Genomic DNA, 18,717 nt, shown 5'->3' with positions numbered 1-18,717 from the left:
GCTGGTGGGAGGTGGAGATCTCCCGCCAGCAGCGTTTTTCCGTCACCCGAAGGCGATGACCGAGTTGCAGCAGGAAACCGACTCCAGTCCGCTCTCGGTCGCCAGCGGCTCCTGGTCGCCGAGCACTCCTGTGTCGATCGCGGCGACAGGGTCGAAATCAACGACAATGTTCGACGGGGCGTCCACGACGGCAAGCGAGCTATTCATGTTCTCACCTCCTGTCCGTCATACCGGACCCGGCCTGTCGAGTAAGTTCGTCCCGAATCAGGCGGGAATTATTCTTACTATGACGCCGATACAGTTAACAGCGGGATCTGTGCCCGGTCAAGGGTCTCTCGCATTGCTGACCGAGAATCATGGAGAGTGGCCCGGTAGATCCGGTTAGCAGTTGCTTTGTCCACGGAGAAGCTTATATGTGCGGGGCTGGATCTACGTGCTCCGCTGTGCGATCCTCGGAGGGCGCGACCGGCGTGAAAGGCCTTGCCCGCGGGTGATCATGAAATCCCGAATAAAGGATCGGTGGTCGATGAACGGCGCTGCCGTGGCACTCATGGGAATCGACGGTTCCGGGAAGTCCACTTTGTCCGGCGCCCTGGGTGAGGCGCTTCGAGAGGCCGGGTACCGCGTGGTGACGGCCGATTGGCAGGACAATCTGCGGCAGCCGGACGCTCTGCCGAGTATCAGTTACGAGCAGATGTGCGCCGAGTACTGGCGGCTGCTCTTCGCCGGCATGCAGGTGGCAGGGGAACGGCTGGACCGGAGAATCCCCCGCGTGTTCGGCCCCGAGATGGTGTCCTCGTCCTTCGTGGATGTCCCTCCCGGCGCGACGGTGGAGGGGGCCCGCCCGTCCGGCCTGCTCGGCTCGGCGATGGTCGAGTTCCTGATGGACTACATGCTCCAGTCGGACATCGTGGTCCCCGCGCGGCTACGAGGCGACATCGCCCTGTCCGACGGGTTCGGCTTCAAGAGCATGGCCAAGAAGCTGATGCTCACCCGCGAGGTGGCCCTCCGCCACGGCGGGCTGCCCGACGAGGTCCTGGTCACGCTGCTGGACTTCGCTAGGAGCGCCTACGCCTCCAGCTACCTGCAGCCCGACATCGGCATCTTCCTGGACGTGGACCCCGCGACGTCGTACGCGCGGATCGTGCGGCGAGGCGGGGGCGTCGGCCTGACGGAGGACCTCCGCCTGGCCGGCCGCACCGGCCGCGAGTCCTACCTGGAGCTGCAGTCGCTCCTGGCCGAGGAGTACGCGGCGCGGGCCGACGCATGGGGGTGGCACGTCATCCGTGCGGGCGAGCGCGCGCCGGACGACGTGGCCCGGGAAGGCGTCGGGCTGGTGCTGGACCTGCTGTCCGTCCGCAACCGTTGAGAGTCAGAGGGAGTCAGCAACGTGGTGGACCACGCCGTGCACAAGCCGGCGGCCGTTCCGGCCGGAGCGACCCCGGGGGAGAGGGGAGTCTACGTCTCCCTCCTCGGTGTCGACGGGATAGGCAAGACGACCGTGGCCGAGCGCCTGGTGTCCGACCTGCGGGCGCGCGGACGGACCGTCACCCCGGTCTCCTGGCGGGCGAGTCTCCACGGTGACCTGCCCGTGTGGCCGCAGGCGGCGCTGCGCACGTTGTGGATGGACTCGTTCCGCCTGCTGTTCGGCGGTGCGGTCGCCGGCGGTGAGCACGTCACGCTGCCCGAGCGGTACGAGGACTGGGTACGGGAGGACGCGGAGGAAGGGCTCGCCGGGCTGGAGGCGTCCGCGTCGTCGCCGAGCGGCCCGCTCGCCTCGCTGTTCGTCGAGTTCGCCGGCAACCTCGTGCTGTACGCCGAGGTGATCCGTCCCGCGCTGGAACGCGGGGACGTGGTGGTGCAGGAGACGTTCCCCTACAAGCACGTGCTCAAGGAGTACCTGCTGGCCCGGGCCCTCGCCGGGCGCGCGGGTGACGTGCCCTACAGCCGCGGCGACATGGACGGCCTCTTCGCGCCGGTGGAGGCGTTCTTCGGCGGCGGGCCGCTGCGCGCCGACGTCGGGCTGCTCGTCGACGGCCCGGTGGCCCTGGCCCACCGGTGGCGGCTCGGCCAGGGCGGCCGGGTGGGAGTGCTGGAGGACCTGCGTACGGCCGGCGAGGCGGGCGACGAGGGGTTCACCCGTCTGCAGAGCGAATCGGCCGAGCGCTTCCGCAAGTTCGCCGCCGACTGGGGGTGGAGCGTCCACACGGTGGCGGACGCCCCCGTGGAGGAGAACGTGCCGCGGGCCCTCGCGCTCCTTCGCGCGCGCATCGCGGACCTGCGTCCGCAGTGGGACCTGCACTGAGGCGGCAGCGCCCGCACCCGGCCGGGCACGGCGCGCGGCCGGTGCGGAGACGGGCTCCCGTGGTCCGGTCACGGATTCGCGCGGAAGGGCGAGGGCATGTCCTGGAGCGCGAAGATGTCCGCCATCGGGGCGATGCGGTCGCTGATGGCATCGGCGCGCCCGGCGGTCCGAAGGTCGCGCAGCGCCTCCCGGACGCCGCGCACCGCGGCCCTGAGGCCGTGGTTGGCGTAGATCACCAGCTGGAAACCCGCCTCGTGGAGCGCGTCCTCCCCGACCGAGTCGTAGGTGGTCGGCACCGCCACCAGCGGGACATGGCCGTCCCACCGGGCGGCGAAGTCCAGCACCTGGTCCGGCCGCCGGCTCTTGCTGTGCACGAGGATCGCGTCCGCCCCGGCCGCCTCGTAGGCGTGCGCGCGGTCGAGGGCCTGCTCGGTGTCCATACCGGCGATGAAGGCCTCCGTGCGCGCGATGAGCATGAAGTCCGCGGTGGCCTGCGCCTCCTTGCCGCTCTTGACCTTGAGCGCGAACTCCTCCGTCGGGACGAGGTCCTGCGACGTGTCGGCGAAGCTGTTCATCTTCGGGAAGAGTTTGTCCTCTATGCAGACCGCGGCGATGCCGGCGCGCTCGTAGGTACGCACCGCGTGGGCCACGTTGAGCGGACCGCCGAACCCGGTGTCGCAGTCGGCGATCACCGGGATCTGCGTCACCGCGTCCATCGCCACCGCCGCTGCCAGGTACTGCGTCATCGACACCAGGCTGGCGTCCGGCAGGCCGTAGGCGGCGGATATCTCGAAGCTGGACGCCCAGATCGCCTCGAACGACGCCTGCTCGACCAGTTTCGCTGTCAGTCCGTCATGTGCGCCGACCGCCCGGACGACGCCTGCGCCGCGCAGCATAGCGCGCAGCCGGGCAGCCTTGGTCCACGGCGCGGAATTCGCTGTCTTGGCAGTCTCGCTCATCTTGGGCCCGTCTCTCCTGCCGGTTCGAGTAGGGGGACACGACTCTGCGCTGATGGGAACCCGCCGCCTCCTGTACGGGGAACGGCGGCGCGGACGGCCCTCTCGCCGCGCCGGTCCGGCGGGCTGGGGACTGCCGGCGGTCCGCCTGCTCGCGCGACGGAGCAGTTCCCTCCGCATGCGCGCAGCAGGAGATCCCGGTGGCGGGGAAGCGTTCAGCCGGACAGTGCGGGATGGCTCAGCACGAGGTCGCGCACCCGCGCGGCCACCTCCTCGGATCCGCCGTCGGCACTGACGGTGCTCCAGCCCCAGTCCTGCGCGGCGGCGCGGCACTCCTCGGCCGTCCGGGTGTCGAACGCGTGCAGGCAGGCCCGGTCGAGCCGATCGGCCGCGGCCCGGTCCCCGACGCCTCGGGCGGCGCCGTCCTTCGCCACGCGCGGTGAGTCGGCCCTTTCCGGATCCGCGTCCAGCAGGATCCCGAGCGTCGGCTGCAGGTAGGACGAGGAGTAGGAGGCGCGCACGGACCGGAGCAGCCCCTGGAGGGTGTCGTCCGGAATCGCCGCAGGTCCGTCGGGCGACTTCCCGGCCAGTCCCAGAACGTGCGACACGTTCATGAATCCGAACGGGTTGCTGAGGGCGACCGCGCCGCCTTCGACGGCCGGTCCGACGACCTCGGCCCGCAGGACGTGGTCGACGGTGAACTCCACCAGCGCGGACGCCACGAGCCCCGCCGGATCTCCTCCCTCGGGGGCCTCCTCGAGCGCGTCGCGCAGCACCGCCGCGTCGAGGTCGGCGAACAGGCGCGGAATCGCCCGGTCGATCGTTCGTCCAGCTGCGCCGGCGCCCGCGAAGAACAGCCGCCACGCCTCCACGTGGAGCTGCTCCAGGGTGGTTCCCGGATATTCCGCGCCGGTCTTCTCCGGGCTCTCCAGCGAAGGTCCCCAGCCCACGTCGACGACTGTGCGGCCCCGCGAGCGGAGTGCTTGGCGAATGGTCTTTGCGAGAGAATCCCTGCCGGCTCCGTCGATACCCATCAGAGCGATCGAGGCGCCAGGCACAAGATACCTCCTTGTTCATCGGACCGTGAACAAGGGGATATCTTTCCAGACGATTTACGGGACCGTCAAGAGCTGAACGCGGTCGGCTACCGTACGGTATCGATAGTTTATTGCCCGACGTGCGCCAATGTTGGCTACGTCCTCTTTGTGGTTGTTTTCTCGGCAAACGGATATTGGTGCACCTTGTGTGAGGTTCGCCTCGGCGAGAATGCGTGGAGCCGGATCCCGGGCGGAAGCACATATTCCATAAGCCGGACCGTACGGCCGATCGGCAGGCGGCGGGTGGTGTGCCGATCGGTTCCGCGATCACGGGGTGGCGGCCGGGATGGCGGTCATCTAGTGTACGCGCATGCGGATCAGCGGAAGCGCGTTGTTTAGCGGCACCGCCGGCCGCAGATGTGCGGCTCTGTTCTCCGGCCACCGGGTGAGGGCCGCAAGGCCGCCCGGTCGTGCGCGTGCGGAAAATGCCTTTCCGTCGCATGCCGAACTCCCCCATTCACCGTTCCGGGAGCAGGGAATTCCATTCCGGTTTCCGCCCGGCGGGACCTCACGACCGGCGGCCCCGGCCCGCGCCGTCGCCGGCACGCGTACGAAGGGTGCGACGCCATGATCTCCTCACAGGGTGTACTCGACGCGCTGGCGGCCCACGACTACGGGCTGGTCACCGGGGTGCCCTGCTCCTACTTCGCCGGTCCGCTGCGGCTGCTCGACCGGGGCGCGGCGCCGCCGTACGTCGCCGCGGTGAACGAGGGCGGCGCGATCGCGGTGGCCGCCGGCGCGCAGCTCGGCGGTACGCGCCCGATGGTGCTGGCGCAGAACTCCGGCTTCGGCAACATGGTCAACCCGCTCACCTCGCTGGTGCTCCCGTACCGGATACCGATGACGGTCATGGTGAGCATGCGCGGCTGGCCGGCGGCCGACGCGGGCGAGCCCCAGCACCACTGGATGGGCCGCGTGGTACCGGACTGGCTGGACTCGCTCGGCGTCACATGGTGGATGCTGACCGGCGACGGGCCGTCCCTGGACGACCTGCTCGGCAAGGCGCGACCCGTCCTGGACCGCGGCGAACCCGCGTTCGTCCTGGTCGCGAAGGGGGCCATCGCGGACGACGCGCCGAAGGACGCGGCGGCGCGGCCGGCCGGCCTGCCGACCCGGGACGAGGCCGTGGCGGCCGTCCTGGCGGAGGCGGGCGACGCGCACGTCCTGAGCACGACCGGCTACCTGTCGCGCAGCCTGTTCAACCTCGGGGACAGCGAACGGAACTTCTACATGCAGGGCTCCATGGGCCATGTCGCGGGCATCGCCGTCGGCGCCGCGCTGGCCCGCCCCGAGAACCGCTTCGTCGTGCTCGACGGCGACGGCGCCGTACTGATGCACATGGGTTCCCTGGCGACGGTCGGCGATCTCGCACCGGACAACCTGGTCCATGTCGTCTTCGACAACGGCGTCTACGACTCGACCGGCGGCCAGCGAACCGGCCGCCGCCGGACCGATTTCGCCGCGGCCGCCCTGGCCTGCGGATATCGCGACGCGCAGTCCGTCGACTCCGTCGCCGCGCTGCGCACGGCGATGCGCGGGGCCCTGGCCTGCGCCGGGCCGTCGGCGATCGTGGTGCGCGGGGCGTCCGGCGGGGCCGCCGGCGAGCGGGCGTCGTCCAGCCTGAGCGTCACCGAGGTCGGCGACCGCTTTCGTGCGAGCCTGGCGAAAGCGGCGCCCCGCACCGACCGTCCGGCCTCGCCGTGACCCCGCGGGTGCGCATGGGCCCCGGCGCCGTGGGCCTCCTGCCCGAGGTGCTCGGCGGTGCCCGGCGGCTGCTCGTGGTCCACGGCATGAGGTCCTACCGGGAGGGACCGGCCGCGGCCGCGGTGGACGGCCTCGGCGCGGAGGTGCGCCACTACGCGGGAGTTCGTCCCAACCCGTCCCTCGAACAGGCCGCCGAGGCGGTCGCACTGGCCCGGGAGTACGCCCCCGACGCCGTCGTCGGCATAGGCGGCGGGAGCGCGATGGACGTGGCCAAGTGCGTGGCGGTCCTCGCCGGCTGCTCCGGGGACCTGAGGTCGTACCTGTCCGCGCCTGCCACCCTGCCCGAGCGCAGGAGCACCGCGCTGGTACAGGTCCCGACGATCTCCGGGTCGGGCAGCGAACTCACCCGTTTCGCCACGGTCTACGACGGCCACCGCAAACTCTCCCTCGACCACGCCGCCGCGCGAGCCGACCACGTCCTCATCGACCCGGACCTCGCGGCCACGGTTCCGGCGCGCACGGCGGCCGCGAGCGCCCTGGACGCACTCGCGCAGGCGGTCGAGTCGGCGTGGGCGGTCGCAGCCACCCGGCAGTCCCGCGCGCTGGCCGTCCGGGCGCTCACCACGCTGGTACCCGTACTCGACGAGTCGGCGCACCGGGGGGATTTCACCGACCCGGGGCTGAGGAGCGAACTGGCCCGCGGGGCCGCCCTCGCCGGTGCCGCGATCGACACGTCACGCACCACCGCGGCGCACGCGCTGTCCTACGCCCTCACCGCGCGGCACGGCATCGCCCACGGCGCCGCCGTCGGCCTCCACCTGCGGTGGCTGATCGGCCACAACGCGGCCGTGACGGACGCCGACAACCGCCATCCCGACGGTGCGGAGGCGGTGCGGCACATCATCGGCGCAATGCAGCAGACCTGCCGGGACGGCACCGGCGGACCGCTGGAGGAACTGATCGACCGGCTTCTGCGGATGCACGGCCTGCGCGACACCCGCGTTCCGTACCGCGACTGGCGCGACGACCTCTCCTCCGGCCGGGCGGGGAACAACCCGCGCCTGCTCGGCCCCCAGGACGTCCTGGCCAACACGGGCAGCCCCGCGCAGCCCGGTCCCGCGGCAGGACGGCGCGCCGCCGGACCCGACGGCACGGCCCACCGCTGAGGCGCCGAGGAGCCCGCACGGCGGTCGCGGTGCGCCACCGGACGCCGGCCCCGAAACGGCGGTGCCCGCACCGCCGGTATCGGCGCGAAAACGGGCGGAATTGTGCGACCGCTCCGCCCGCGAACAGGCGGACGCCGGCCTTCATCCGCACCACATGGGCGTATCGCTTTGTGAGCGACTCCTTTGGTAGGCACCTTTTGTCGAGGGCCTCCGATGCCGGCCGGGAGCCGCGGATTCCGGGCGCACACAGGTGGCCGACTTCCGCTGCCCCGCACCGGGCAGCGGAATCGGCCTTGTCACGAATACGTCCCTGTGGTGGGATTGACGCTGCCCGGCCGCTGGTCGTGATCAGCGAACTCCGTACCGGTGCGCCGCATTCCGGCCGGGCGGAGCCGGCCGAGTGCGGGGTGAGGACGGAACGGCGGGCGTCGACGCCGCCGGCAGGACGGCGCAGCTGTCCGCGGCCGCTCGGACCGAAGCCCTCCGTGTCGAGGACGAGCGGCGCCACCGCATTCGCCGGGACCGCGCAGCGGGACTCCGGTTCCGCGGTTCCACGGTTTCTCGGTGGGCACCCGTTTCGGGTCCCTGACCGCCGGGGGCGGCGGGAATCGAGGTCCTCAGGGAGCCCGTCACCGTCACATGGAGGGACATGCCATTGACCACGCAGCGAGCCTTCGATCCGGTACGTTTCGACATTCCGCGTGACTTCGCCGAGGACGCGTCACCCGAGGACATGCGGACCTGGCTGTGCGGCCTCGGCGACCGCCACCTGGACGGCGGGCCCGGCTACTTCGTCCTGACCGGTCTGCAGCATCTCGACGAGCCCGGGATGCGCGCCTTCGCGCTGGCCGCGTCCGCCGCGCTCGGCCGGCTGCTGCCCCAGGACAGCGGCGGCACGCTGCTGAGAGAGGTCCGCTACCGGGGCGTCAGGCTCGGCGAGGGAGCCACCGGCCGGTACTCCGACTCACGCGACGGCGGCAACCTGCACACCGACTCGCCGCACCGGCCCACCGCCGTCCCCGACTACTTCGCGCTCGCGTGCGTCCACCAGGCGGCGGTCGGCGGCGACCTCGTGCTGGTGCGCCTCGCCGACGTCCTCGACCGCCTCCGCGGCACGCCCGACGTTCTCCGGACGCTGCGCCGGCCCGTGCACTTCGACACGCGCGACGACAGCCCGGGAGCCCCGGCAACCGTGGTACGCCCGGTCCTGGAGCAGCGGGACGGCCGCGAACACATCCACTACCTGCGGGAGTACATCGAACTCGGGCACCGCCGCCCCGGCGTCCCGGACCTGGACGCGGCCCAGCTCCTCGCGTTCGACGCGCTGGACGCGCTCGTCGAATCCCGCGACCTGCAGTACACGGACCGGCTGAGCAAGGGTGAAATGATCTTCATCGACAACCGGTGGACCCTGCACGGCAGAGTCGCCTTCGAGGACCGGGAGGGCGACGACCGGCGGCTGATGCTGCGGACATGGATCACGAAGGCGGAGTCCGTGAACGGATGACCGGGCGAGGCGGCCGCTCGGGCGAGCCCGTCAGGAACTCAGGTGCTCGTGCAGCATCTTCCACCCGCCGTCCCGCCGGACGACCACGTTCGTGCCCCGTCCCGTCCCGGAGCGGGTCCGCCCGCCGACGACCCCCGTCCAGCGGAAGCGGTAGCGGCACACCGCGTGTGCGGGGGCCAGGACGACCCACTCGACGTCGCTGATCTCGTACGTCTCCTCGCGGATGGCGGCGAAGGTCCGCGCGAGCGCCCCGGCGATCTCGGCGCGGCCGCGGTGGGAGCCGTCCGTGAACCAGTAGACCGCGTCCTCGGCGATCAGCGGCATGACGCGGTCGACGTCGTGGCTGTTGGCGGCCTGCTCGTAGCGCCGCAGGAAGGCGGTGAGTTCGGCGGGGGCTTCGGCCACGGGCGGGTTCCTCGCGGGGCTGACGCGGGCGGCTTTCCGACGCCTGCTTTCCTCCCGGATTCATGCCCGTGCGCAGGCGGCCTACGCCACCGGCGCCGCACGCGCGCACACCATCGACGGCCGGCCGATGCCGAGCTTGTTCCGTCGTCCACCGCGCCCCACGCCCCCCGGGCCGCGGCGAGCTCGACACGGTCCGCGACTTCCTCCGCGACCGCTGGGCCGGGGACGCCGCCAGGGCGCGCCTGCTCGTTCCCCGCGACGCCCTCCCACGCCCCCGGACCCGCCCGGCGGCCGGTCCGGGGCGGAGGAGCAGCCCCTGCACGTGGTGGTGGGGCAGCGCCGTCCCCCACCGGTGCGCGAGCAGGACGATCTCACCCGGTCCGTCCACGCGCCGGGCGGCCCGGCGGCGGAGGAGGTCTTCCAACGGCTGGTCGCCGCGTGCATTGCGCACCATGTCCCCGACGACGTCGTCGGAATGCTGCGGAAGGCCGACGCGGCCACCGAACCGATCGTCCTCGGCTGCGGGACGCCGCAGGAACCGGTCGCCGAGGTGTCGCTCTCCGCCAAGGGCGCCACCGCATTCCGGAACTGGGGAGTGGCGCTGGAGCCGTACCGGGGACGGCGCCTCTCCCGCTTCTGCCGGCGCGTCGCCGTGCGGCGCTCCCACGAGCCCGGGGCGGCCACCGTCGCCGGCGTCACCCGCAGCCCGCGCCTGACCAGCCCCGACCGCCCGCGCGCCGGCCTCCGGGTCTGCAGCCACCGGGCACCCGGGGGCACACCGGACAGGGTGCGCCGCCTAGGCCCCGGCGCCCTGGGGCTCCCCGCCGTGCGGCCGGCGCGGACCGCTGCCGCCGCCAGGTCTCCCAGCTGGTGGACGGAGGAGTGGGAGTGGACCGGAAGGGGCCGGACGTCCGCGGTGGACATGCCGCGGAACTGGTCGTGGTCGCCGCTCACGGTCGCGGCGAGCGCCGGCGTGTGCCGGTAGCGCATGTGCAGCCGTCCGCGACGTGTGCAGGTCCACGTCGCGGAGGGCCCGGCGGGCGAGGGCCTCCGCGGCCTCGTGGCGGCCCCGGAGCGCGAGCGGGGTGGCCTGCAGCAGCATGGATCCGGCGGCGGCGTGCGCGGCGCCGGCTTCCCGGGCCGTCGAGAGGGCGTCCTCGGCGCCGGTCTGCGACGCGCCGGTCTGCGCGGGGGTCCAGGCGCCGGCGCCGGTCTGCGAGGGGGTCCAGGCGCCGGCGTCGAAGTGGGCGAGACGTCGAGGCGGAGCACGCCCGCTCCGAGGTCGTCATCACCGTCCGACGGCCGCAGTCGCGGCGCGTCCCGGACCCACCCGCAGAATCTTCTGGCTTCGTTCTGCGCCCAGCGGTCAGGAGATGTGCATGACTGACTTCCGGATGACGACTCACGCTACCGACCCCTGGGGCACCGGCGCGTCCGCCGGACACCCACACAAGCACGCACGGGACGGGCGTCCCCGGCACCATGCCGCCGGCTCGCCGCCCTTGGCGCGAACGGTCCTGCTCCTCCTGGCCGTTGCGCTGGTCGTCGCCGCCGTTTTCGTCTTCGCGCGCGGCTGACGGCCTCGGCGGCAGCGTTTCGCGGCGCCCGGGACGAGCCCGTCCCGGCCGACCGGGTCGGCATCCGGACGGGGCGGTGAGGACGGCAGCCAGGTCCAGGGATGGACACGGCCCAGATGGTGACTTGCGGGGCACGGCGGCCGGGGACGGGGGAAGCGAGTCCGCGGGCGTGCTCGGTGTGGTCGCGGTCATCGCGGCGTTGGGCGCGATCGTCGCCGCGGCCATCGCCCCGCACGGCGGGTCCGACGGCCCCGGGTCAGGGGCACCAACGCCTGCCGGGCGGACCCCAAGAGCGTCGCGGAATACCGCCCGCTTCGATCTGCACGGCGTGGTCGTCACCGCCGGCCCTGACGACGGACCGCCCCGGCGAGGCGGCGCGCATCGGCTGCCCGGTGCGCGCCGGGGCCGCGTCGCAGGACCCGGTCATGCCGGCCGCGCAGCGGGACGCGTTCGCCCCCGAGATGCAGGCCGCGGGCGCCTACTGGCGCCTGGTGGTCTACGGCGGGGCCCTGCACGCCGTCCAGCACCCGCCGGTCGACCTCCCCGCGCCCCCGGGGTCGGCCACCACCCGCGGCATGGGCGCCGGGCCTTGCAGGAACGTCCTCGGCCTGCTCGCCGAATGCCTGCCCGATGCGGGCTCATCCGGGCGGCGCCCTGACGCCTGCCCGGGCCCGCCCGTGTGTAGGCGGCCTACGCCATCGGCCCCCGCGTCGTGGACGGGCGGTATCAGGTTACGCACTGTCGCCCCGCGGTGACGATCGGGGCGCCTAGGCTCGGGATCGTCCCGGCTCCGCCCGCGGTCGGCGGGGGCAGGGCGCCCGGGACAGCCACAGGTCAGTGGGCTCGGCGCGGTCGGCGGGGGGCATCATCGCGGTCACGGGAAGTACGGCGGGGCGGGCGTGGCACGCCGGCGGGGCCGTGCGCACGGACGTACGCGTCGACCACGGCCTGGTGGCGCGCGGCCAGCCCCTGCGCCAGGCGCTCGGCGGCCTGCGCCGACTCGGCGTCCCGGAGCAGCCTGCGCAGGTCACGCGCGGGCTGGCTGCGGGCCCGCCACCAGAACCAGTGGCGTACGACTGCCCCTGCCATCGCGATCAGGACGTGCGCGGCCGCGAGCACGGCGACCACCGCGACGGGCGCCGCGGCAGCGGTTCCGTGCCCGAGCGCCACAACCGGCACGGCCACGGCAGGGGCCTGCCCGGCGAGCCTGCGCCAGGATCCGCCGACGCCGGGCCGGGGCAGGTGCGGGGCCGTCAGCAGGGCGCGGCTGCCCCGCACGGGGCGGTGGCTCGCGGCGGGCCGGCGGCCGATGGGGTTGCCCGGTCCTTTCATGGTTCCTCCGTCGCTGTCGTGGAGCGGTACGAAGGCTCGGGTCGGGTCGGGCCGAGTTTTCCCATGGACGGCGCGGACTTTTTTCAGCGGATCCGGGGGACGCGATGAACGGCGGGGAAAAGGGGCCGGAGGACGCCGCACTGGTCGCCGCGGTCCTCACGGACGGTGCGGGACCGCAGCGCGTGCGGGCACTGGAGACGATCGCCTCGCGGCACTACCGCGCGGTGCTGCGGCAGTGCGCACGGATGCTCGGGGAGAACGCGCAGGACGGCGCGGACGTCGCCCAGAAGGTGTTCGAGGACGCCGTCGCGAGCCTGCTGCGCGGCCGGGGGCCCGCGAACCCCGAGAAGCTGGGCGCCTGGCTCGCGGAGTTCGCCAGACGGCGGGTGCGGGCGTACTGGCGCGACAAGCGCCCAGGCGGCATGGCCGTCATCCCCGGGGACGACGGCTTCGACGAACTGGCCGACGACGAGGAGTCCCGGTCCGGCAGCGCCGAGCGGCGCGCCCACGTGGAGCGGCTGCTGGCGATCGTGGTGGGGTCGCTCACCGGGCACCAGCAGCAGATCTACCGGCTGCGGATCGTGGAGGGGCTCAGCGGGCGGGAGATCGCCGCGCGGATGGGCATGGCCGTCTCCACCGCCAACAACGAGGCCACGGCGCTCAAGGGCCTGCTCGCCGACGGCTTCCACGCGCTGGTCCTGGCCCAGGAGGGCCGCCCCCACTGCGCGGAGCTGGCCGCGATCCTGGACGCCGCGGGCGTCACCGCGGTGACCGCGCAGACCTTCACCCCGGCCCTTCGCGAGCGCATCGTCCGGCACTTCGCCACGTGCGCGGTGTGCGACAAGTGCGGGGTGTGCCAGGTCCAGCGGCGCTTCCTGGCCGGACCGTACAGCCCGGTCTTCTTCCCGATCGTGGACGACACCGATCTGCGCGAGCGCGTGCTCGACCACATCCGGCAGGCGGCCGGCGGCCCGCCCGCGAATCCGCCCGGCTCTCCCGCCGCGGCGGGAGCGGCCGCGGCGGGCGCCGCAGGCGCGGGGCTCGCCGCCGCCACAGCTCGGCCCCTCACGAGGCTTCCCGGCCGCAGGGGGGCGTGGACGGCAGCCGTCGCCGCGGTCGTCGCCGTGGCGCTGGTGGCCGCCCTCGTCGTCGCCCTGACCCGCCGTCACGGTTCCGGGACCGCGACTGCCCCGCCCCGCTCACCGGCCACCACGACCACGGCGGCGTCCCGCGTCGGCACCCCGGCCGTACGGCTGCAGCGAACGGACGACTACTTCACCGCCGACGGCGTACCGGGCCGGACGTACGTGGGACACGTGCAGGATCCCGTGCTCTCCGGCGTCGCGGACCCGGCCGCCGCGCGCGAGCTGCAGGCGCAGCTGCGCCGCCCGATCCTGGACTGGCAGGCGGCGGCCGCGAACGGGCCGGTCTCGCCCGCAGCCCCGGTCGCCACCCCTGCCGACTCCTTCGACGAGCTGACCACGGTGATCACCGCGGGCAGCCTGCTGACCGTCACCTACCGCTTCAGCGGCGGCGACGAGTTCGGCGGCGGGGGCGGACGGACACTGGTCGTCGACACCACGACCGGCACCGTCCGGCCGCCGGACACCCTCCTCGCCCCGGCCGCCGCCGCGCCCCCCGGCGCCCGGCGTATCACCGCGGCGCTCAACTCCTCCCCGCAGGGTCGGAACCTGACCGCCGAGGGCTGCCCCGCGCTCACCGACGACTTCGTCGCGGCCAACGTCCTGGCCGCACCCTCCGCCTTCGGCCGGCTGCCCTTCGGCGTCACCGGCACCGGGATCGCCTTCATGGTCGCGCCCGGCAGCCCGGACTGCGGCTGGCCCGACCTGGTGGTCGTGCCCTTCGCCGCCCTGACCGGCCTGGTCGACCCCTCGGTCCCCGCCCGTGCCGCCGGGACCGGCCGCTGAGCCGCCGGGCGCACGTCCCGTGCCGCGACCGTCAGGGATGGAACCGCCACCGGCCCTCGGAGACGATGTCCACCTCGCCGTCCCTGACACGGACGGCGGTGTCGTCGTCGGTGAAGTAGACCGGGAAGTCCGCCCGCGCGACGATGCCGTCGGCCCAGGCGTCGTCCCGCTCGGGGAAGTCCGGCGAGTACAGGTGCGGCTTGAGGTACCAGTCGAAGAGGCCGAACGGCGGCTCGACCTCCGTCGCGCCGAGCGCGTGGAGGTCCGCGGTGTCCCCGATGACGTCCGCGGAGTGCGCGGTGAGGTTGCGGCTGAAGATCATCGATCCGGCGCTGACCCCCACGTAGACGCGGCTCTCCAGTGCCTCCAGGAAGCCGCCGGACAAGCCGTTGCTGGTGATGCTGCGCGCGAGGTGGTACTGGTTGCCGCCTTCGACGTAGACGACGTCGGCGTGGAGCAGCCGGTCGAGCACCGTCCGCCGGGGCAGGCCGTTCAGCTCCAGGACGTCGAACTCCCGCCAGCCGAGGCCGTGCAGCCGGTTCATGTCCGCGACGAACCACCCATGGTCCCCGGGCTCGGCGGTCGATGCGGTGGGGACGAACACGACGTTCGCGGATCCGAACGGCTTTCCCAGCATGTCCCGCAGCGCGTCGCGCAGGGTCTCGTTGCGCAGGCCGCCGGCCGTCAGCAGTAGGTTCATCGGCCGAGCCAAGCACGGCCGATGAGCCCGCGCAACGAACTCGGGAGCCCCCCACCGGGCCACGCGGACCTCCATGTGCCCGAAAGGGAGTCGCCCGGCGCCCTGTCGGGCAACACCGTCCAGGCTTCCGCCCTCGTCCCGCTCAGCTGTGCCGCAACAGCATCGACGTCGTCGCGCTGGTGAACGCGGCCGCGGGCGACGTGTGCGTCAACGCCCCTGCCGAGGAGGGCTGGTTGTACTGACCCGTGGGGTCGGGCCCGCGGGTCCGGATCCCGCCGGAACGGCAGGCAGCGGACGGGCTCCCGGCTCCGTCGGAAGCCGGGAGCGCGCCCGTCGTCCCCCGCCGCCGCGCGGTCAGCCGTTGGGGAGGATGACCGCCCGGCCGTTGATGCTCCCCTCGTGCAGCCGCTCGTACGCGCGCGGCGCCTCGTCCAGGGAGAAGGTCTCGGTGTGCACCGACACCGCGCCGTCGCGGGCCAGTGCCAGCACCTCCTGGAGCTCGGGGCGGGTGCCCCAGTAAGGGGCGCTGACCGAGACCTCGAAGGGCAGGACGCCGAAGCCCACCGGCAGCGTGCCGCCGCCGATCCCCACGATCGACACCTCGGCCTCGACCGCCGCCACGGCGCCCGCGGTGCGGACGGTGGGCGCGGCGCCGACGAAGTCGAAGACCGCCTGGGCGCCCAGGCCCCCGGTCAGCTCGCGGACGGCGGCGGGGGCCCTGTCGTCGGACAGCACCGCTGCGTGCGCCCCGACCTTGCGGGCCAGGTCCAGCTTCTCCTCGCTGACGTCCAGGGCGACGACCCGGGCCGGGCTCAGCGCCCGCAGCAACTGGATCGCGGTGTGCCCGAGCCCGCCGGCGCCGATGACCACCGCGGTGGACCCCGGCACCAGCTTGGGCAGCGCCCGCTTGACGGCGTGGTACGGGGTCAGGCCCGCGTCGGTCAGCGGCACGGCCGCGACCGGGTCGAGCCCGTCGAGGGGCACGAGGTGGCGCGGGTCGTCGACGAGGAGGTACTCGGCGATGGCGCCGGGCGCGCCCAGACCCGGCGGGCGGATGCCGAGCTCGTCGGCGCGCAGGCAGTAGTTCTCCTTGCCCTCGGCGCACTTGGCGCAGCGGCCGCAGCCCCACGGGCCGTAGACGGCGACGGCGTCGCCCTCGCGCACCCCGGTCGTGCCGGGCCCGAGCGCGGCGACCGTGCCGACTCCCTCGTGGCCGAGCGTGAGCGGCAGCGGGTAGGGGAAGCTGTCCGCGGGCCAGCTCATGACGGCGATGTCGCTGTGGCACACGCCGGCGGCGGTGACCTTCAGCAGCACCTGGCCGGGGCCGGGCTCGGGGTCGGGTACGGTCACCACCTCGGGGGCGGCGCCGATGGTGCGGTACTGGAGTGCTTTCACGGTGGTCTCCTCTCCGGGGTCGTCAGACGGCGGTGTACGCGCCGTCGACCAGGTGGTAGCTGCCGGTGACGAACGAGGCGCGGTCGCTGAGCAGGAACGCGATCAGCTCGGCGACCTCCTCGGGCCGGCCCAGCCGCCCCGCCGGGTGCAGGGCGACGAGCGCGGCGCGCGCCTGCTCGTCCATCACGTTCAGCAACGGCGTCTCGATGAAGCCGGGCCCGACCGCGTTGACGCGGATGCCCCGCGCCGAATACTCGGCGGCGGCCGTCCTGGTCAGCCCGACGACGCCGTGCTTGGCGGCCACGTACGCGGGCGAACCGGCGAAGCCGACCGAGCCGAGGACGGACGCCACGTTGACGATCGCGCCGCCGTGCCCGGTCGCCTCGATCGCGGGCAGCTCGTGGCGCAGGCAGTAGAAGACGCCGTCGAGGTTGGTGCGGATCACCCGGTCGTACTCCGCGACGTCGTACGCCCCGGTGGGCGCGCTGGGGCCGCCGATCCCGGCGTTGTTCACGGCGAGGTCGAGGCCGCCGAAGGTCTCCACGGCGAAGCGGATTGCCGCCTCGGCCGACTCCGGGCGAGTGACGTCCAGTGCGGTGGCCGCGGCCGACCGCCCCTCGGCGGCCAGGGCCGCGGCGGCCTTCTCGGCGCCGGGGACGTCGAAGTCGGCGAGGACGACGCTCGCGCCGCCCGCGGCCAGCTGCCGCGCGGTCGCCAGGCCGATGCCGGACGCCGCCCCGGTGACCAGGGCGGTGCGGCCGGCGAATTCGGTGGGAAGGGGGGTGGTGCTCATGGTGCTCTCACAAATCGGTAGTGCGTGGTTCCTTCGTGGGGTGGGCGGCCGCCGAGGCGGCCTCCCGGGTCAGGGCTGCGTACGCCTGCTCCACGAGGTCGGCGAGGCCGGTCCCGGCCGCGTCCCGGTCGCCGGGAGCGCGGGCCCACGCCCGCAGCGCGGCGGTCAGCACCCCCGCCGCGGCCTCCACGACCACGGCGGGGCGCAGGTCCTCCGGCCCGTCGGCGCCGAGGCGCTGGGCGACGATCCGTATCGACTCCTCCTGGGCGTCGACGCGGATCCGCTCGTACGCGGCGAACAGCGTCGGCTCCCGGTCGAGCAGGCCGACGATCCGGCGCATCCGCGGGCGCAGGTGCGCGGCGGGCGTGTCCCGGTCGGCCAGCCAGGCCGCGACGGCCCGGCGGTAGGCGAGCAGCGGCGGCTCGTCGGCCGGCCGCACCCGCAGCGCTGCGTTGATCCGCTCGCCGTCGTCACGGACGAAGCCGAGCGCGGCATCCTCCTTGCCGGTGAAATACCGGCTGAAGGTCCGCCTGGTGACGTCCGCGCGTGCGGCTATTGCCTCCACCGTGGTGGCGGCCAGCCCGCGCTCCAGGATCAGGTCGACCGCGGCCGTCGCGAGCGCCGCGCGGGTGCGACGCGCCCGCAGCAGCCGCCGGTCCTCCTCGGCGGCGCCACCCGGTTCCGTTCCGTCGGCGTCCATGTCCTCGACCGTACGCCTCGGTGTCCCGGTGAGACACATGTCCCGATGAGACATATGTCCCACCGGGACGCGGCCGCGGACAGCCGTCCCGGCCGCGGGAGCCGCCCGGCGGGCCGGGCGGCCTCCTCCCGCGGCAGACTGTGCGGGGGAGGACCACGGGAACGGGCGGGAGCCCGGGACCCCCGCCGCCCGAAAACCGCCCCGGTCCCGGCGGCGGCTCCCGGAGACAGGAAAGGCGAGACGTTGGAGATCTGGATCAACCCGGCCTGCTCGAAGTGCGCTTCCGCGCTCTCCCTCCTCGACGAGGAGGGCGCCGCGTACACCGTGCGCCGCTACCTCGACGACCCGCCCACCGCCGCGGAGCTCACCGCCCTGCTCGAACGGCTCGGCCTCGAACCCTGGGACATCACCCGGACCGGCGAGCCCGCGGCGGCCGAACTCGGCCTGGACGCCTGGGACCGCGACCCGGCCGCCCGCGCCCGCTGGATCGACGCGCTGGCCGCCCACCCGGCCCTGATCCAGCGGCCGATCATCACCGCCGACGACGGCACCGCCGTGGTCGCCCGCAGCCCGGAGGCCGTCCGCTCGGCCCTGCCCGTCTCCCCGCGGCCCGCCTCCGCGTGAGGCGGGCCGTCCCCGGACGGCGGACGGGACAGCTCGGACGTCATCGACCTGGCCTCGGGGTCGGTCGGTCCGGGTCCGGGGGCGGGACACCGGTGCGTCCCGTCACCCCGGTGGCGGACCGGCGGCCACGCCGAGCAGTGACCAGGGCGCGATGCACGGCCTGTTCGCGTGTGTCGGCCCCGGGCCCTCGTCCGTGCCGCGTGCGCTGCGGCAGGCCCTGGCCCTGGAGCGTCGACGGCCACGGACACCCCTGTGCAGCGCGAACGGGCGCCGTCGCACGATCCGGGGCAACGCCTACGGGAACATCCATGAGGTGTTCGAACTCCCGTCATGCGGAGCGTCCTCGCCACGGCCCTCGGCGAGCCCGGCCCCGGCCGTCCCTGCCCGCAGAGCGGCTCGACTCGACCGGATGCAGGCGTGGTTGCGGCACAACACCGCATTCGCGGCCCGGCCCGTGTACGTGTGTTCGGGGATCGATCCCGAGGACCGGGCGGCGGTCTTCGCTGTTCTGCCCGGCGTGTCGACGGG

Annotated in this window: 18 protein-coding genes and 1 pseudogene; 10 read left to right on the top strand and 9 right to left on the bottom strand. The window is 73.8% G+C overall.

What is annotated here, in order from left to right:
* Positions 1-42: 42 nt before the first annotated feature.
* Positions 43-207, bottom strand: a complete 165-nt coding sequence (locus tag IH54_RS45320) for a hypothetical protein (RefSeq protein WP_159011658.1) — start codon at positions 205-207, stop codon at positions 43-45.
* A gap of 319 nt (positions 208-526) precedes the next feature.
* Here IH54_RS45320 and IH54_RS0105375 point away from each other — a divergent pair, with 319 nt between their 5' ends.
* Positions 527-1,369 carry a dTMP kinase gene (locus tag IH54_RS0105375; protein ID WP_031513269.1) on the top strand — a complete coding sequence of 281 codons (843 nt, stop codon included), beginning with the start codon at positions 527-529 and terminating at the stop codon, positions 1,367-1,369.
* Positions 1,370-1,390: 21 nt separating this feature from the next.
* The gene (locus tag IH54_RS0105370) at positions 1,391-2,305 is read left to right on the top strand and encodes a hypothetical protein (RefSeq protein WP_031513267.1); all 915 of its coding nucleotides are present in this window, start codon (positions 1,391-1,393) and stop codon (positions 2,303-2,305) included.
* Positions 2,306-2,373: 68 nt separating this feature from the next.
* On the opposite strand, the gene IH54_RS0105365 is transcribed toward IH54_RS0105370, so the two are convergent.
* Together IH54_RS0105365 and IH54_RS0105360 are read right to left on the bottom strand one after the other, a co-directional pair.
* On the bottom strand, positions 2,374-3,264 hold the full coding sequence (locus IH54_RS0105365) for an isocitrate lyase/phosphoenolpyruvate mutase family protein (RefSeq protein ID WP_031513265.1): 891 nt from the start codon (positions 3,262-3,264) through the stop codon (positions 2,374-2,376).
* A gap of 212 nt (positions 3,265-3,476) precedes the next feature.
* Positions 3,477-4,211, bottom strand: coding sequence for a hypothetical protein (locus IH54_RS0105360; protein ID WP_031513263.1), 735 nt, complete (start codon positions 4,209-4,211; stop codon positions 3,477-3,479).
* A 714-nt stretch (positions 4,212-4,925) separates the two neighbouring features.
* On the opposite strand from IH54_RS0105360, the gene aepY reads away from it, so the two are divergent.
* The 3 genes from aepY to IH54_RS0105345 all read left to right on the top strand — a co-directional run bounded on the left by aepY (position 4,926) and on the right by IH54_RS0105345 (position 8,735).
* Positions 4,926-6,062: a phosphonopyruvate decarboxylase gene (gene aepY / locus IH54_RS0105355; RefSeq protein ID WP_031513261.1), complete on the top strand. Its 1,137-nt coding sequence runs from the start codon at positions 4,926-4,928 to the stop codon at positions 6,060-6,062.
* The gene (locus IH54_RS0105350) at positions 6,059-7,228 is read left to right on the top strand and encodes an iron-containing alcohol dehydrogenase (RefSeq protein WP_052397096.1); all 1,170 of its coding nucleotides are present in this window, start codon (positions 6,059-6,061) and stop codon (positions 7,226-7,228) included. The genes aepY and IH54_RS0105350 overlap by 4 nt, the downstream gene beginning before the upstream one ends.
* Positions 7,229-7,883: 655 nt before the next feature.
* Positions 7,884-8,735, top strand: coding sequence for a TauD/TfdA family dioxygenase (locus IH54_RS0105345; protein WP_031513257.1), 852 nt, complete (start codon positions 7,884-7,886; stop codon positions 8,733-8,735).
* A 30-nt stretch (positions 8,736-8,765) separates the two neighbouring features.
* Here IH54_RS0105345 and IH54_RS0105340 read toward each other — a convergent pair whose 3' ends face one another.
* The gene (locus tag IH54_RS0105340; RefSeq protein ID WP_052397095.1) at positions 8,766-9,140 is read right to left on the bottom strand and encodes a YybH family protein; all 375 of its coding nucleotides are present in this window, start codon (positions 9,138-9,140) and stop codon (positions 8,766-8,768) included.
* 322 nt (positions 9,141-9,462) lie between these two features.
* Here IH54_RS0105340 and IH54_RS0105335 point away from each other — a divergent pair, with 322 nt between their 5' ends.
* On the top strand, positions 9,463-10,125 hold the full coding sequence (locus tag IH54_RS0105335; protein ID WP_031513252.1) for a hypothetical protein: 663 nt from the start codon (positions 9,463-9,465) through the stop codon (positions 10,123-10,125).
* 933 nt (positions 10,126-11,058) lie between these two features.
* A pseudogene (locus IH54_RS46585) lies at positions 11,059-11,346 on the top strand (dienelactone hydrolase family protein); the annotation flags it as partial.
* Between the two features lie 205 nt (positions 11,347-11,551).
* On the opposite strand, the gene IH54_RS45315 reads toward IH54_RS46585, so the two are convergent.
* Positions 11,552-12,049, bottom strand: coding sequence for a hypothetical protein (locus tag IH54_RS45315; RefSeq protein ID WP_031513248.1), 498 nt, complete (start codon positions 12,047-12,049; stop codon positions 11,552-11,554).
* Positions 12,050-12,153: 104 nt separating this feature from the next.
* Here IH54_RS45315 and IH54_RS0105315 point away from each other — a divergent pair, with 104 nt between their 5' ends.
* The gene (locus IH54_RS0105315; protein ID WP_031513246.1) at positions 12,154-13,977 is read left to right on the top strand and encodes an RNA polymerase sigma factor; all 1,824 of its coding nucleotides are present in this window, start codon (positions 12,154-12,156) and stop codon (positions 13,975-13,977) included.
* Positions 13,978-14,008: 31 nt separating this feature from the next.
* On the opposite strand, the gene IH54_RS0105310 is transcribed toward IH54_RS0105315, so the two are convergent.
* Positions 14,009-14,677 carry a Type 1 glutamine amidotransferase-like domain-containing protein gene (locus tag IH54_RS0105310; RefSeq protein WP_031513244.1) on the bottom strand — a complete coding sequence of 223 codons (669 nt, stop codon included), beginning with the start codon at positions 14,675-14,677 and terminating at the stop codon, positions 14,009-14,011.
* Positions 14,678-14,698: 21 nt separating this feature from the next.
* Between IH54_RS0105310 and IH54_RS48050 the strand changes: the two genes are divergently transcribed.
* Positions 14,699-14,860: a chaplin family protein gene (locus IH54_RS48050; RefSeq protein WP_107060103.1), complete on the top strand. Its 162-nt coding sequence runs from the start codon at positions 14,699-14,701 to the stop codon at positions 14,858-14,860.
* A 171-nt stretch (positions 14,861-15,031) separates the two neighbouring features.
* Here the strand turns inward: IH54_RS48050 and IH54_RS0105305 are convergent, their stop codons facing one another.
* Genes IH54_RS0105305 through IH54_RS0105295 form a run of 3 tightly spaced genes read right to left on the bottom strand, consistent with a single transcriptional unit; the run spans position 15,032 to position 17,565 of the window.
* Entirely contained in the window at positions 15,032-16,072 is a 1,041-nt protein-coding gene (locus IH54_RS0105305) for an NAD(P)-dependent alcohol dehydrogenase (RefSeq protein ID WP_031513242.1), read from the bottom strand.
* A gap of 22 nt (positions 16,073-16,094) precedes the next feature.
* Positions 16,095-16,865 carry an SDR family NAD(P)-dependent oxidoreductase gene (locus tag IH54_RS0105300; RefSeq protein WP_031513236.1) on the bottom strand — a complete coding sequence of 257 codons (771 nt, stop codon included), beginning with the start codon at positions 16,863-16,865 and terminating at the stop codon, positions 16,095-16,097.
* A gap of 7 nt (positions 16,866-16,872) precedes the next feature.
* Positions 16,873-17,565 carry a TetR family transcriptional regulator gene (locus IH54_RS0105295; protein WP_043179885.1) on the bottom strand — a complete coding sequence of 231 codons (693 nt, stop codon included), beginning with the start codon at positions 17,563-17,565 and terminating at the stop codon, positions 16,873-16,875.
* A gap of 243 nt (positions 17,566-17,808) precedes the next feature.
* On the opposite strand from IH54_RS0105295, the gene IH54_RS0105290 reads away from it, so the two are divergent.
* Positions 17,809-18,189, top strand: a complete 381-nt coding sequence (locus IH54_RS0105290) for an arsenate reductase family protein (protein WP_031513232.1) — start codon at positions 17,809-17,811, stop codon at positions 18,187-18,189.
* Positions 18,190-18,717 lie beyond the last annotated feature (528 nt).

Origin of the sequence: Streptomyces sp. NRRL F-5123, assembly GCF_000721495.1 — a bacterium.
In the GTDB taxonomy this organism is placed as follows: domain Bacteria; phylum Actinomycetota; class Actinomycetes; order Streptomycetales; family Streptomycetaceae; genus Actinacidiphila.
This window is presented reverse-complemented; position numbering and strand designations above follow the sequence as displayed.